Below are 14300 nucleotides of genomic sequence, written 5' to 3'. Positions count from 1 at the left end.
ATAGAGCAATAAATCGATCGGAGTCCCCCATGCGTAACAACCAGCCCGTCAGCAACCGTGAAGTGGAAGTCCTTGACGACCAGGCCATCGTCTCAAAAACTGACTTAAATGGCAATATTGTCTATGTAAATCCTTATTTTACGCACATCAGCGGTTTCAGCGAAGCCGAGCTGCTGGGGGCGCCGCAAAACATCGTGCGCCATCCCGACATGCCGCCCGAAGCCTTCGCCGACCTGTGGGACTCGATCAAGGGCGGCACGCCGTGGACCGGCATTGTCAAGAACCGCTGCAAGAACGGCGACCACTACTGGGTGCGCGCCAACGTCACGCCTATCCGCGAAAACGGCAAGACCACCGGCTTCATGTCGGTGCGGGTCAAGGCCACGCGCGAGCAGATCGACAGCGCCGAACAGGCCTACCGCGCCATCCGCGAAGGCGGCAAGCACGGCATCCGCATCAAGAACGGCCAGGTGATCCGCTCCGGCGCCGGCACGCTGCTGTCGCGCCTGAGCCATGTGTCGCTGGCGATGCGCATCTGGCTGGCCACCAGCGTGGTCAACGTGCTGCAGGTGATCGTCTGCGCGGCCGCGCTGATGGGCGGCGGCGGCCACAGCTACGCCATCTTCGGCACCACCTTTGCCGGCCTGCTGATCAACGTCTTCCTGTGGTACACCATGCGCTCGTCGGTGCTGCAGCCGCTGGAACGCGCCCTGCACGGCGCCCGCTCGATCGCGGCCGGCGACCTGTCCTGCACCTTCGACACCGAAGCCACCGACGAAGTGGGCCAGCTGCTGCGCGCCCTGCAGCAAATGAACAGCAACCTGATCGCCACCATCCGCGACGTCCGCACCAACGTCGAGACCATGGCCGTGGCCACCCGCCAGATCGCCGCCGGCAACGCCGACCTGTCCGGCCGCACCGAGGCCCAGGCCGCCAGTCTGGAGGAAACCGCGTCCAGCGTCGAGCAGTTCTCGGCCACCGTCAAGCAGAACGCCGACAGCTCGGCGCAGGCCAACCAGCTGGCGCAGAACGCCTCCAAGGTCGCGGTGCAGGGCGGCGAGATCGTCGCCGACGTCATCGCCACCATGGACGAGATCAACACCTCCTCGCGCAAGATCGTCGACATCATCGGCCTGATCGAGGGCATCGCCTTCCAGACCAACATCCTGGCGCTGAACGCCGCCGTCGAGGCAGCCCGCGCCGGCGAACAGGGCCGCGGTTTCGCGGTGGTGGCCGGCGAGGTGCGCAACCTGGCCCAGCGCAGCGCCACCGCCGCCAAGGACATCAAGAACCTGATCAGCGTGTCGGTCGGCAAGGTCAGCGACGGCATGGCGCAGGTCGACCGCGCCGGCGCCACCATGAAGGAAGTGGTGGCCTCGGTGCAGCAGGTGACGACCATCATGCACGACATCTCGGTGGCCTCGCACGAGCAGAGCATCGGCGTCGACCAGGTCAACGCCGCCATCGCCCACCTGGACCAGGTGACGCAGCAAAACGCCGCGCTGGTCGAGGAAGCGGCGGCCGCCACCGCCAGCATGGCGCTGGAGGCGGGCGGCCTGACGCAGGCGGTCAGCCTGTTCAAATTCGGCGGCGCCGGCAAGCCAAGCAACGTCACCGGCCTGCGCCCCCCCACCCGCCCATCCCAGCCCCTGAAACGACTTGCAGCATAATGATGAACACCACTGAACAAAGTGCCGGCGGCGCCTTCCCCGCCGTTGAATTCGACGCCGCCATCATCGGCAAGCTGAGCCAGTCCGGCCCGCGCTACACCTCGTACCCGACGGCCGACCGCTTCCAGCAGGACTTCGGCTACGGCCAGTTCCTGGAGGCGGTGGCCGGCCTGCGCATGCGCCGCAGCCAGCGGCCGCTGTCCCTGTACATCCACATTCCGTTCTGCGACACCATCTGCTACTACTGCGGCTGCAACAAGATCGTCACCAAGGACCACAGCAAGGCCGCCACCTACCTGGGCTACCTGAAGCAGGAAATCGACATGCAGGGCCGCCTGTTCGCCGGCATGGGCCAGATCGAGCAACTGCACTTCGGCGGCGGCACACCGACCTACCTGAGCGACCGCCAGATGGCCGACCTGATGGCCCACCTGCACGCCAACTTCCAGTTCGCGCCGGATGCGCAGGGCGAGTACTCGATCGAGATCGATCCGCGCACCGTCAGCGTCGCGCGCGTGCACGCGCTGCGCGCGCAGGGCTTCAACCGCATCAGCCTGGGCGTGCAGGATTTCGATCCCGAAGTGCAGAAGGCCGTCAACCGCATCCAGCCGGAGGCCGAAACCCGCGCCGTGATGGACGCCGCGCGCGACGCCGGCTTCCGCTCCATCAGCATCGACCTGATCTACGGCCTGCCGAAGCAGAGCATGGCCAGCATGGAGCAGACGCTGGACAAGGTGATCGCCGCCAACCCCGACCGCATCGCCCTGTACAACTATGCGCACATGCCGCACCTGTTCAAGCCGCAGCGCCGCATCGCCGACGACGACCTGCCGACGCCGGCCGTCAAGCTGGACTTGCTGGCGCTGTGCATCCGCCGCCTGTGCGCGGCCGGCTATGTCTACATCGGCATGGACCATTTCGCCAAGCCGGAGGACGAGCTGGCGGTGGCGCAACGCCAGGGCCGCCTGCAGCGCAACTTCCAGGGTTACTCGACGCGCGCCGAGGCCGAGCTGATCTCGTGCGGCGTGTCGGCCATCAGCGCGGTCGGCGCCACCTACAGCCAGAACGAGAAGACGCTGGAGGCGTACTACGAAAAACTCGACGAGGGCAAGCTGCCGGTCGCGCGCGGCATCAAGCTCGACACCGACGACCTGCTGCGCCGCATCGTGATCCAAAAGCTGATGTGCAATTTCGAGCTGTCGATCTCGTCGATCGAGCAAGCCTATCCCATCCGCTTCCAGCAATACTTCGCGGCCGAGCTGGAAAAGCTGCAAGCCTTCGCGGACGACGGCCTGCTGCAGACCGACGCCGAATGGATCACCGTGACACCCAAGGGCCGCCTGCTGATACGCAATATCTGCATGGTGTTCGACCGCTACCTGAACCTGCCGCGCAGCGAAGGCCCGCAGCCTCTGCGCTACTCGAAGACCATATGAACGCCTTGCAGCTATTGCCGGTGATGGTGGTGGGGCTGGCGGGCAGCGTCCACTGCATCGGCATGTGCGGCGGCATCGTCGGCGCGCTGTCGGTGAGCACCGCGCCGCCGCTGCGCAAGGTGATACCGATCAACGCCGCCACGCACAACAGCGCCTTACCGCGCGTGCTCTCGTACAACGCCGGCCGCATCGCCAGCTACATGGCCGCCGGTGCGCTGGCGGGCGGCCTGGCCGGCGGCGCGCGCAGCGTCGCCACGCTGGCCGGCCTGCAACTGGGCTTCTACTGGCTGGCCAACCTGATGCTGGTGGCGCTGGGCCTGTACCTGATGGACGCCTGGCGCGGCCTGGCCTTGCTGGAGCAGGGCGGGCGCGTGCTGTGGCAGCGCGCACAACCGGCGATCATGCCGATGACGAAATCGCTGATGCCGGCCAGCCGCCCGCACCAGGCCTTCGCGCTGGGCCTGCTGTGGGGCTGGCTGCCGTGCGGCATGGTCTACAGCGTGCTGCTGACCGCGATGCTGAGCGGCTCGGCCAGCGACGGCGCCGCCGTGATGCTGGCCTTCGGCCTGGGCACGCTGCCGATGCTCACCAGCCTGGGCCTGATCGGCGCCCGCCTGCAACGCGCGCTGCAACAGCGCCGCGTGCGCATCGCCTGCGGCCTGCTGGTGCTGGCCTTCGGCGTGCTGGGGCTGGCGCGCGCGGCAGGCGGCCTCACGCCAGAATGGATGGACACCTTATGCCTGACACCACATCAATAAACAGCCTCGCGCCCGATGCGATCACAAGCACGAGCGCAAGCGCGAACGCGAGCGCCAGCGTCTGCTACCACTGCGGCCTGCCGCTGCCGGCCGCCGTCAACCCGGCATGGACCGTGCGCATCGCCGGCACCGCGCACGCCATGTGCTGCCCGGGCTGCGCGGCGGTGGCACAGGCCATCGTCGACCTCGGCCAGGAATCCTATTACCGCGAACGCTCGGCCTTTGCCGCCAGCGCCGGGGGCGCGGAACTGCTGCCGCCGGAACTGCGCCTGTACGACAATGCCGACCCGCGCTTCGCCCTCGACGAGGACAGCCGCGAAACCACGCTGGCGGTCGAGGGCATCCGCTGCGCGGCCTGCGTGTGGCTGATCGAACAGCGGCTGGCCAAGCTGCCCGGGGTCGACAGCGCCCAGCTCAACGTCGCCACCGAGCGCCTGTACGTACGCTGGCGCCAGGACGCCTGCCAGCCCGGCGACATCCTGGCCGCGCTGCACGCGATCGGCTACGCCGCCTATCCCTACGACGCCGAGCGCCACGGCGCGCAGCAGCGCCAGGCCGCCAAGACGCTGGGCCGCCAGCTGTTCGTGGCCGGCCTGGCTATGATGCAGGTGATGATGTACGTGGCGCCGGCCTACCTGGCCGAGTCCGGCACGCTGGACGACAGCATGGCCGCGCTGATGCGCTGGGCCAGCCTGCTGCTGACCTTGCCCGCCATCTGCTACTCGGCGCTGCCGTTCTGGCGCGGCGCCTGGGCCAGCCTGCGGGCGCGCGCGCCCGGCATGGACGTGCCGGTGGCGCTGGGCATCGCCGCGGCCTTCGGCGGCAGCGTGGCGGCCACCGTGCGCGGCCATGGCGAAGTGTATTTCGACTCGGTGACGATGTTCATCTTCCTGCTGCTGTGCAGCCGCTACCTGGAGCTGCGCGCGCGCCGCAAGGCCAGCGCCGCGCTGGAGCGCCTGCAGCACGCGCTGCCGGCCTCGGCCACGCTGCTGGCGGACTATCCGGACAGCCACGCCGCCAGCCTGGTCAAGGCCGCCGCGCTGGCGGTGGACGACGTCATCATGATACGCCCCGGCGAGGCGGTGGCGGCCGACTGCGTCATCATCGACGGCCGCACCGTGCTCGACCTGTCGCTGCTGAGCGGCGAGAGCGCGCCGGTGGCCAGGGATGTCGGCGACGCGCTGCCGGGCGGCGCCATCAACGCCGGCGCCGTGATCCTGGCGCGCGTGACGCGGCTGGCGCTGGACAGCACCATGTCGCAGCTGGTCAAGCTGATCGACCGGGCCGGCCGCGACAAGCCGCGCATCGCGCAATGGGCCGACCAGGTGGCCGGCTGGTTCGTGCTGGCGCTGCTGTTGCTGGCGCTGGCCACCTTCGGATTCTGGTACTGGCTGGACGGCAACAGCGCCGCGCGCGCCTGGCCGATCGCGATCGCGGTGCTGGTGGTGTCCTGCCCGTGCGCGCTGTCGCTGGCCACGCCGACCGCGCTGGCCGCCGCCACCGACCGCCTGCTGCGCCTGGGCGTGCTGGTCACCGGCCCGCAAACGCTGGAGACGCTGCACCGCGCCACCCACGTGGTGTTCGACAAGACCGGCACGCTGACTTACGGCCGGCCGATGCTGCAGGCCGTTCAGCAGCTGGGCCGGATGCAGGCCGACTTCTGCCTGCAGGTGGCGGCCGCGCTGGACGCCGGCAGCGCCCATCCGCTGGCGCGCGCCCTGGTCGACGCGGCGGCGGCGGCCCAGGGCGGCACGCGCGCCGACTGGCAGCCGGTGGCGGCCGTCGAAGCGCCCGGACGCGGCATCGAAGGCGTGCTGCACAATCGCCTGTACCGGCTGGGCAGCGCCAGCTTCGTCGCCGAGCTCAGCGGCAAGGCGCCGCCGCACCACCCCGGGTGCGGCGTGACGCCGGTCTACCTCGGCGTCGACGGCCAGTGGCTGGCCTGCTTCCAGCTGCACGACGGCTTGCGGCCGGAGGCCCAGGCCACGGTCGATTATTTCCGCAAGGCCGGCAAGACCGTGGTGCTGCTCAGCGGCGACCACGACCCGCTGGCGCGCCAGGTCGGCGACCAGCTCGGCATCAGCACCACCATCGGCGGCTACCTGCCCGATGAAAAGCTGGCCTTCGTCCAGCGCCTGCAGGAAAAGGGCGCGGTGGTGGCGATGGTGGGCGACGGCATCAACGACGCCGCCGTGCTGAGCGCGGCCGACGTCTCGTTCGCGATGGGCGCCGGCGCCGCGCTGGCGCAGGCCCACGCGGACGCGGTGCTGCTGTGCGGCCGCCTGGACGCGGTGGCCGACAGCGCCCGCGTGGCGGACCGCACCATGCGCGTGATCCGCCAGAACCTGGCTTGGGCCAGCGTCTACAACGCGGTAGCGATCCCGGCCGCGGCGCTGGGCTGGCTCAACCCATGGCTGTCCGGCGTCGGCATGGCGCTCAGCTCGGTCGTGGTGGTGGCCAATGCGCTGCGGCTCAGAAGGGGGGCATGATGGAAGCGCTGTACCTGCTCATTCCGCTCAGCGTGCTGCTGGTATTCGCCGCGCTGTGGGTCTTCTTCAGCGCCTCCGACGGCGGCCAGTTCGACGACCTGGTCGGCCCGGCGCTGCGCGTGCTGCAGGACGACGACAAGCCGTCGGCAGATTGACCAGATCCGGAAAATTTTGATTCACATCAAGGTTTTTTAAGTCTCACCTAAGTAACCTTTGACTCACATCATCAAAGCGTTCTTGGGAGAACTTCAAGTGGACCTTGCACAGAACTACAACTACAAGATTGTGAAGCAATTCGCAGTCGCCACCGTGGTCTGGGGTATCGTCGGCATGCTGGTAGGCGTCATTATCGCCGCCCAGCTGGCATGGCCGGCGCTGAACCTGGACATTCCATGGTTGACCTACGGCCGCCTGCGGCCCTTGCACACCAATGCCGTCATCTTTGCGTTCGGCATCTGCGGACTTTTCGCTACGTCCTACTATGTCGTGCAGCGCACCTGCCAGGTGCGGCTGTTCTCGGACAAACTGGCCGCCTTCACCTTCTGGGGCTGGCAGGCAGTCATCCTCAGCGCGGTCGTCACGCTGCCGATGGGCCTGACGCGCGGCAAGGAATACGCCGAGCTGGAATGGCCCATCACGCTGCTGATCGCCGTGGTGTGGGTGTCCTACGCCATCGTGTTCTTCGGCACCCTTTTAACGCGTAAGGTCAGGCACATCTACGTCGCCAACTGGTTCTTCGCCGGCTACATCATCGCCGTGACGATCCTGCACGTGGTCAACGGCGCCAGCATGCCGGCCACGCTGTTCAAATCCTACTCCGCCTACTCGGGCGTGCAGGACGCGATGATCCAGTGGTGGTACGGCCACAACGCGGTGGGCTTCATCCTGACCGCCGGCTACCTGGGCATGGTGTACTACTTCATTCCGAAGCAGGCCGAGCGTCCGGTGTACTCGTATCGCCTGTCGATCGTGCACTTCTGGGCGCTGATCTTCACCTACATGTGGGCCGGCCCGCACCATCTGCACTACACCGCGCTGCCGGACTGGACGCAATCGATCGGCATGGTGTTCTCGCTGATCCTGCTGGCGCCCAGCTGGGGCGGCATGATCAACGGCATCATGACCCTGTCAGGCGCCTGGCACAAGCTGCGCACCGATCCTATCCTGAAATTCATGATCGTCTCGCTGTCGTTCTACGGCATGGCCACCTTCGAGGGCCCGATGATGTCGATCAAGACCGTCAACGCACTGTCGCACTACACCGACTGGGGCATCGCCCACGTCCACGGCGGCGCACTGGGCTGGGTGGGCTTCATCACCATGGGCTCGATCTACTACCTGCTGCCGCGCCTGGCCGGCCAGCAAAAAATGTATAGCACCAAGCTGATCGACCTGCACTTCTGGGTCGCCACCATCGGCATCGTGCTGTACATCGCCGCGATGTGGATCGCCGGCGTGATGCAGGGCCTGATGTGGCGCGCGGTCAATCCGGACGGCACGCTGACCTACACCTTCGTCGAAGGCGTCAAAGCCACCTATCCGTACTACGTGGTGCGCTTCACCGGCGGCCTGCTGTACCTGAGCGGCATGTGCGTGATGGGCTACAACACCTGGATGACCTTGCGTAACCGCGAGACCGCCGTGGCGCGCATTCCCGCGCTTGCCGCCGGCCACGCCTGATATCGGAGCGAAGCATGAAATTTTCACATGATTGGATCGAACGAAACCCCTGGCTGCTGATCGCGCTGGTGACGCTGGTGGTCAGCGTCGGCGGCGCCGTCGAGATCGTGCCGCTGTTCTTCCAGAAGTCCACCACCGAGCCGGTGGCGGGCCTGAAGCCCTACTCGCCGCTGCGCCTAGCCGGCCGCGACATCTATGTGCGCGAAGGCTGCTACAACTGCCACTCGCAGATGGTGCGGCCGTTCCGCGCCGAGACCGAGCGCTACGGCCACTACTCGGTGGCCGGCGAGTTCGTCTACGACCGGCCGTTCCAGTGGGGCTCCAAGCGCACCGGACCGGACCTGGCGCGCGTGGGCGGCCGCTACAGCGATGAATGGCACCGCACCCACCTGAACAATCCGCGCGACGTGGTGCCGGAATCGAATATGCCGAACTACCCGTGGCTGTCGCAGACCACGCTGGTGCCGGAAGCTATCGTGCCGAAGATGAAGGCGCTCAAGCGCCTGGGCGATCCCTACACCGACGCCGAGATCGCCGCCGCCCCGGCCGAGCTGAAAGACAAGACCGAAGAAGACGCCCTGATCGCCTACCTGCAAGGCCTGGGCACATTAATCAAGACGAGGAACTAGCATGGCTATCGAGACCCTGTTTGACCGCGCCAGCAGCGTGATGACGGTGATTTCCTTCATCACTTTCGCCGGCATCCTGTGGTGGGCCTTCGTCCACAACAAGGAAGCCGATTTCGCCGCCGCCGCCCACCTGCCGTTCGACGACGAGGAGAACTGCCATGGCTGATTTCACCAACGGCTTCTGGGACATGTACATCGTGGTGCTGACCCTGCTCGGCATCGCCGGCTGCGGCATCCTGCTGTTCTCCCAATCCAAGGTCAAGGGCAAGGCCGGCGAAACCACCGGCCACGTCTGGGACGAGGACTTGAGCGAACTGAACACGCCGATGCCGCGCTGGTGGATGTGGCTGTTCTACATCACCATCGTGTTCGGCCTGGCCTATCTGTTCCTGTATCCGGGGCTGGGCAGCTACGCCGGCAAGCTGGGCTGGAAATCGTCGGGCCAGTACCAGGCCGAGCTCAAGCAGGCCGAGGCCGAATACGGCCCGCTGTTCGCGCAATACCAGAAGCAGGACCTGAAAGCGGTGGCGGCCGATCCCAAGGCCCACGCCATCGGCGAGCGCCTGTTCCTGACCTACTGCGCGCAGTGCCACGGCTCCGATGCGCGCGGCAACAAGGGCTTCCCCAACCTGACCGACAAGGACTGGCTGTTCGGCGGCGCCCCCGAGACCATCAAGGAAACCATCCTGCACGGCCGCACCGGCGTGATGCCGCCGATGGGCGCCGCGCTGGGCTCGGACAAGGACGTGGAAAACGTCGCCCACTACGTGCTGAGCCTGTCCGGCTCGACCGCCGATCCGATCAAGGCGGTGTTCGGCAAGGACAAGTTCGGCGCCTGCATGGCCTGCCACAGCGCCGGCGGCACCGGCAACCAGGCCATCGGCGCACCCAACCTGACCGACAAGATCTGGCTGTTCGGCGGCAGCGCCGAGACCATCATGGAAACCATCCGCAAGGGCCGCAGCACCACCATGCCGGCGTTCGGCGACTTCCTCGGCGACGCCAAGGTGCATGTGCTGGCCGCCTACGTGTGGAGCTTGTCGAACGACGTCAACCATGTTGAACCCACACCGGTCGCGGCGGCGACAGAAACCGCCACGGCAGCAAAATGAACGATCCTGCACCACAAGTCATCAAGATGTACGCGGCGCGCGAGGAGATCTATCCGCGCGAGACTTCGGGCCGCTATGCCCGGCTGCGCTGGCTGTGTGTCTGGCTGACGCAGCTGGCCTTCTACTGCACCCCGTGGATGCAGTGGAACGGCCGCCAGGCCCTGCTGTTCGACCTGGTGGCGCGCAAGTTCTACATCTTCGGCCTGGTCTTGTGGCCGCAGGACTTCATCTACCTGGCGGCGTTGCTGATCATCTGCGCCTACCTGCTGTTCCTGGCCACTGCGGTGGCCGGGCGGGTGTGGTGCGGCTTCGCCTGCCCGCAAACGGTGTATACCGAAATCTTCCTGTGGATAGAACGCCAGATCGAAGGCAAGCGCAGCGCCCGCATCGCGCTGGACCGGCAGCCGATGTCGTTGACCAAGTTCTCCAGGAAGGGCGCCAAGCACCTGGCCTGGGGCGCGGTGGCGCTGTGGACCGGCTTCACCTTCGTGGGCTACTTCACGCCCATCAAGCTGCTCGGCAACGAGGTGCTGAGCCTGAGCTTCGGCCCGTGGGAATGGTTCTGGGTGCTGTTCTACAGCCTGGCCACCTACGGCAACGCCGGCTGGCTGCGCGAGCAGGTGTGCAAGTACATGTGCCCGTACGCCCGCTTCCAGAGCTCGATGTTCGACCGCGACACGCTGATCATCACCTACGACAACGAACGCGGCGAACCGCGCGCGCCGCTGTCGAAACGGAAAGAGCTCAACGGCGGCTCCTGCATCGATTGCAGCCTGTGCGTGCAGGTCTGCCCGACCGGCATCGACATCCGCCAGGGCTTGCAGTACGAGTGCATCGGCTGCGCCGCCTGCATCGACGCCTGCAACGGCGTGATGGACAAGATCGGCCAGCCGCCCGGCCTGATCCGCTACAGCACCGAGCGCGCGCTGCTGATGCATTACACCCCGACCGAGATCCGCCAGCGCACGCTGCGCCCGCGCGTGAAGATCTACGCCGCCATCCTGGCGCTGATCGTGGCGGCGGTCGGCGTTGCGCTGTGGCTGCGCACGCCGCTCAAGCTGGACGTGATCCGCGACCGCGGCGCCATGGGGCGCGAGGTGGAAGAGGGCATGATCGAAAACGTCTACCGCCTGCAGATCATGAACACCACCGAGCAGGCGCACAGCTACCGCATCCGCGTCAGCGGCATGGCCACGCTGGCGCAGGTGACGCCGGACCTGGTGCGGGTGGAGGGCACCGAGACCAAGGCCTATCCGATCCGCCTGCGCAGCGCGCACGGCGCCGGCACGCCGGGCTCGAACAAGATCGAGATTGAACTGACCGCAGTCGACCAGCCGTCGCTGCACGTGGAAGAACATGCGGTGTTTTTCGTGCCGCGCTAAGGGGATGCAGATGAATGCAACGACAATGATGACGCAGGCGCCGTGGTGGAAGCAGCGCTGGCCGTGGCTGCTGATGCTGGGCCCGGCCGTGGTGGTGGTGGCCGCGACCTACACCGGCTGGCTGGCCTGGTCGCGCCAGGATGCGCTGGTGGTGGGCGACTACTACAAGCAGGGCAAGGCCATCAACCAGGACTTGCGGCGCGACCGCCTGGCGTCGTCGCTGGGCTTGTCGGCCGAGATAGGCTACGACGTCACCCAGGGCACGCTGACCGGCCAGCTGCGCCGCACCGCCAGCGACCAGGGCCGGACCGAACGGCTGTTCGTGCACCTGTCGCACGCGACGCTGCCGGAAAAGGATATCCAGCTGGTGGTGCAGCCGGACGAGTTCGGCGCGTTTCAGATCAACCTGCCGATGCTGGAGCGCAGCCGCTGGGTGGTGCTGATCGAAGGCGAGAAACGCGAATGGCGGCTGGCCGGCACGTGGAGCTGGCCGGCGCAGCGCCAGGTGACGCTACGGGCGGATTTGCCACCACCAGCCGACGATTAGTCATTCCCGCGAAGGCGGGAATCCATACGCCATGTGCTCCGCTCACTCAGCATGGGTTCCCGCCTGCGCGGGAACGACGACGGATTTCAGGCGCAGGTCTGGGTGCCGGCGGTGATGGCCTTGAGCCTCGCCGGCTCCAGCAATTCGATCTCGCGGTTGCTCACGCGCAGCAGGCCTTCCTTCTTGAACCTGGACAGCAGGCGGCTGATGCTCTCGATCGTCAGGCCGAGATAGTTGCCGATCTCCTCGCGCGACATGCGCAGCTGGAAGGTGTGCGGCGAGTAGCCGCGCGTTTCATAGCGCGACGACAGGTTGACCAGGAAGGCCGCAAAACGCTGGGTCGCCTGCATATTCCCCAACAACAGCATCACGCTTTGCTCGCGCGTGATTTCCTGGCTCATCATGCGGTGGAAATGGCGCAGCAGGGTCGGCATATCGGCCAGCAGCTGCTGCAGGCTGTCGAAGGGAATCTCGCACACTTCGCTGTCTTCCAGCGCCTCCGCGGTGCAGTGGTGCCGGTCGGCGCTGATGGCGTCCATGCCCAGCAGTTCGCCGGCCATCTGGAAGCCGGTGATCTGCTCCACGCCCTCGCGGTTGACCTGGTAGGTCTTGAAGTGGCCCAGCCGTATCGCAAACAGGCTCTGGAAGGCGTCGCCGATGCGGAACAGCGGGGCGCCACGCGCCACCTTGCGGCGGCGGCCGATGATACGGTCCAGCCGGTCCATATCGTTGTTGTCCAGCCCCATCGGCAAGCACAGCTGGTGCATGCTGCAGCTCGCGCAGCTGGCCTTGAGGTTCTCGATGCTGGCGCCGGGCAGGACCAGCGGGGGAAGTTCTCGTATCATGGCCCCATTGTAGACCTTTGGTCGTCATTTCCAGCCGATGCCGCAGTTAGCCGATCAGGTATTCGCGCGCCATTTTGCGCGCGCGGTGCAGGCGGCTCTTGACGGCCGCGCTGCTCTGGCCCACGTCGGCGGCGATCTCGGCGATCGACATCTCGGCGAAATCGCGCAGCAGCACCACCTGCAGATAATCGGCCGGCAGCGACTCCAGCGCGTTGACCAGCTCCAGCCGCAAACCGGCCGTGTCCTGGCTGGCCAGCCATTGTTCGGCGCGCTCGTCGTCCCACGGGTCGTGGCCCAGCGCGGCGCGCCCCAGCCGGCGGCACTCGCGCTTGACGACCTGGAACAGCCAGCCGGAAAACGCCGCCAGCATGCGCACCGAGGACAGCCGCCGCGACAGCACCAGCAGGGCTTCCTGCACGGCGTCGTCGACGTCGCCGACCAGGCAGTTGCGCTGGGCGTAGCGGCGGATGTCGGGCTGGCACAGCCGCAGCAGCTGCGCCAACGCCGCCGGATCGCCGCGGTGGGCGGCGTCCAGCACCGGTAGATGTTGTGCTGCCAGGCTCATAGTCCCCCTGATTGTTTGGCCGCCTTGTCGAGGCGGCGGCCGACCAGCGCGCACATCGGGCAGAAGCCGAACAGGCCGGAGGCGACGATGCCCGCCGCCGACGCCGCCAGCACCAATCCCCACATGCCGCCCAGCACGGCGATGCCGGCCCAGGCCGCGATCACACCGGCCACCACGCGCAGCGCGCGTTCCCAGTTCGGTACGTTTTTGACATAAAACATAGTGCACTCCTATTGGTCGCAGAGGAAGTCCCTCGCCAGCTAAGAGGCGGGCGGCGGCCGTTTGGATTCGCGCGCCGGCCGGATTATCGCAAAATATTTTGAAAATTTATATTGCACACTACTTAATTGCACGCTATAGTTCACCTCATTGAGTAGCGCACTACTTGATCGCTAACTAACCAACCACAAGGACCACACCATGAAACGCACTCTGATCGCTACCGCACTGCTGGCCTCCGCACTGGCCGCCCACGCCGCCACCCCGGCCACCGACACCACCGTCGTGCTGGTCCATGGCGCCTTCGCCGACGGTTCCAGCTGGGACAAGATCATCCCGCTGCTGCAGGCCAAGGGCCTGAAGGTCGTGGCCGTGCAGAACCCGCTGAGCTCGCTGGCCGACGATGTCGCCGCGACCCGGCGCGTGGTCGACGCGCAGACCGGCAACGTGGTGCTGGTGGGCCACTCGTGGGGCGGCACCGTCATCACCCAGGCCGGCACCAGCGACAAGATCAAGGCCCTGGTGTATGTGGCTGCGTTCGCGCCGTCCGAGGGCGAAGCCACGGCCAACCTGGGCAAGGACTACGCCGTGCCGCCCGGCATCGCCACCCTGCAGGCCGACGCCGCCGGCTACCTGTGGCTGCCCACCGACTCGGTCGGCAAGAACTTCGCGCAGGACGTGCCGCCGGCCACCGCCGCGCTGATCGCCGCCACCCAGGGCCCGATCAACGCCAGGGCCTTCGGCGACGTCACCTCGGTGGCAGCGTGGAAAACCAAGCCCAACTACTACATCGCCGCCGCCAACGACCGCATGATCGCGCCGGCGCTGCAACAGGCGTTTGCCAAAAAGCTCAACGCCACCACCGTCACGCTGAACACCAGCCACGTGCCGATGGTGTCGCAGCCGGCCAGGGTGGCGGAAGTGATCATTGCCGCTGCCCAGCGTTAATCCTGTTGCCAAGGCGGGGC

The 14300-nt window shown here is 66.8% G+C and carries 15 protein-coding genes; 12 read left to right on the top strand and 3 right to left on the bottom strand.

The window, feature by feature from the left end; translation table 11 throughout:
* Positions 1–29: 29 nt before the first annotated feature.
* The 11 genes from ACEN9O_RS09115 (at position 30) to ACEN9O_RS09065 (ending at position 11703) form a co-directional block, all read left to right on the top strand.
* Positions 30–1670, top strand: coding sequence for a methyl-accepting chemotaxis protein (locus tag ACEN9O_RS09115; protein WP_495617247.1), 1641 nt, complete (start codon positions 30–32; stop codon positions 1668–1670).
* A 2-nt stretch (positions 1671–1672) separates the two neighbouring features.
* Positions 1673–3106, top strand: coding sequence for an oxygen-independent coproporphyrinogen III oxidase (gene hemN / locus ACEN9O_RS09110; protein WP_495618449.1), 1434 nt, complete (start codon positions 1673–1675; stop codon positions 3104–3106).
* Positions 3103–3864, top strand: a complete 762-nt coding sequence (locus tag ACEN9O_RS09105) for a sulfite exporter TauE/SafE family protein (RefSeq protein ID WP_495617246.1) — start codon at positions 3103–3105, stop codon at positions 3862–3864. Before hemN ends, ACEN9O_RS09105 begins: the two co-directional genes overlap by 4 nt.
* Entirely contained in the window at positions 3843–6353 is a 2511-nt protein-coding gene (locus ACEN9O_RS09100) for a heavy metal translocating P-type ATPase (RefSeq protein WP_495617245.1), read from the top strand. The genes ACEN9O_RS09105 and ACEN9O_RS09100 overlap by 22 nt, the downstream gene beginning before the upstream one ends.
* The gene (ccoS, locus tag ACEN9O_RS09095) at positions 6353–6508 is read left to right on the top strand and encodes a cbb3-type cytochrome oxidase assembly protein CcoS (protein ID WP_495618448.1); all 156 of its coding nucleotides are present in this window, start codon (positions 6353–6355) and stop codon (positions 6506–6508) included. Before ACEN9O_RS09100 ends, ccoS begins: the two co-directional genes overlap by 1 nt.
* Before the next feature lie 97 nt (positions 6509–6605).
* Positions 6606–8033 (top strand): cytochrome-c oxidase, cbb3-type subunit I, encoded by a 1428-nt coding sequence (gene ccoN, locus ACEN9O_RS09090; protein ID WP_495617244.1) that lies wholly within the window; start codon positions 6606–6608, stop codon positions 8031–8033.
* Between the two features lie 14 nt (positions 8034–8047).
* Positions 8048–8662: a cytochrome-c oxidase, cbb3-type subunit II gene (gene ccoO / locus ACEN9O_RS09085; RefSeq protein ID WP_495617243.1), complete on the top strand. Its 615-nt coding sequence runs from the start codon at positions 8048–8050 to the stop codon at positions 8660–8662.
* Position 8663: 1 nt separating this feature from the next.
* Positions 8664–8828: a cbb3-type cytochrome oxidase subunit 3 gene (locus ACEN9O_RS09080; RefSeq protein ID WP_495617242.1), complete on the top strand. Its 165-nt coding sequence runs from the start codon at positions 8664–8666 to the stop codon at positions 8826–8828.
* A complete protein-coding gene (gene ccoP / locus ACEN9O_RS09075) occupies positions 8821–9774 on the top strand; it encodes a cytochrome-c oxidase, cbb3-type subunit III (RefSeq protein WP_495617241.1) in 954 nt (317 codons plus the stop codon). Before ACEN9O_RS09080 ends, ccoP begins: the two co-directional genes overlap by 8 nt.
* The gene (gene ccoG, locus ACEN9O_RS09070; protein ID WP_495617240.1) at positions 9771–11156 is read left to right on the top strand and encodes a cytochrome c oxidase accessory protein CcoG; all 1386 of its coding nucleotides are present in this window, start codon (positions 9771–9773) and stop codon (positions 11154–11156) included. The genes ccoP and ccoG overlap by 4 nt, the downstream gene beginning before the upstream one ends.
* A gap of 10 nt (positions 11157–11166) precedes the next feature.
* Complete coding sequence (locus ACEN9O_RS09065; RefSeq protein ID WP_495617239.1) at positions 11167–11703, top strand: FixH family protein; 537 nt, start codon at positions 11167–11169, stop codon at positions 11701–11703.
* A gap of 86 nt (positions 11704–11789) precedes the next feature.
* On the opposite strand, the gene fnr is transcribed toward ACEN9O_RS09065, so the two are convergent.
* Genes fnr through ACEN9O_RS09050 form a run of 3 tightly spaced genes read right to left on the bottom strand, consistent with a single transcriptional unit; the run spans position 11790 to position 13334 of the window.
* Complete coding sequence (fnr, locus tag ACEN9O_RS09060) at positions 11790–12548, bottom strand: fumarate/nitrate reduction transcriptional regulator Fnr (RefSeq protein ID WP_495617238.1); 759 nt, start codon at positions 12546–12548, stop codon at positions 11790–11792.
* 46 nt (positions 12549–12594) lie between these two features.
* Complete coding sequence (locus ACEN9O_RS09055) at positions 12595–13113, bottom strand: RNA polymerase sigma factor (RefSeq protein WP_495617237.1); 519 nt, start codon at positions 13111–13113, stop codon at positions 12595–12597.
* A complete protein-coding gene (locus ACEN9O_RS09050; protein WP_495617236.1) occupies positions 13110–13334 on the bottom strand; it encodes a YgaP family membrane protein in 225 nt (74 codons plus the stop codon). The genes ACEN9O_RS09055 and ACEN9O_RS09050 overlap by 4 nt, the downstream gene beginning before the upstream one ends.
* Before the next feature lie 199 nt (positions 13335–13533).
* Here ACEN9O_RS09050 and ACEN9O_RS09045 point away from each other — a divergent pair, with 199 nt between their 5' ends.
* The gene (locus ACEN9O_RS09045) at positions 13534–14280 is read left to right on the top strand and encodes an alpha/beta fold hydrolase (RefSeq protein ID WP_495617235.1); all 747 of its coding nucleotides are present in this window, start codon (positions 13534–13536) and stop codon (positions 14278–14280) included.
* Positions 14281–14300: the final 20 nt, after the last annotated feature.

This window comes from Duganella sp. Dugasp78 (assembly GCF_059491455.1).
This window is presented reverse-complemented; position numbering and strand designations above follow the sequence as displayed.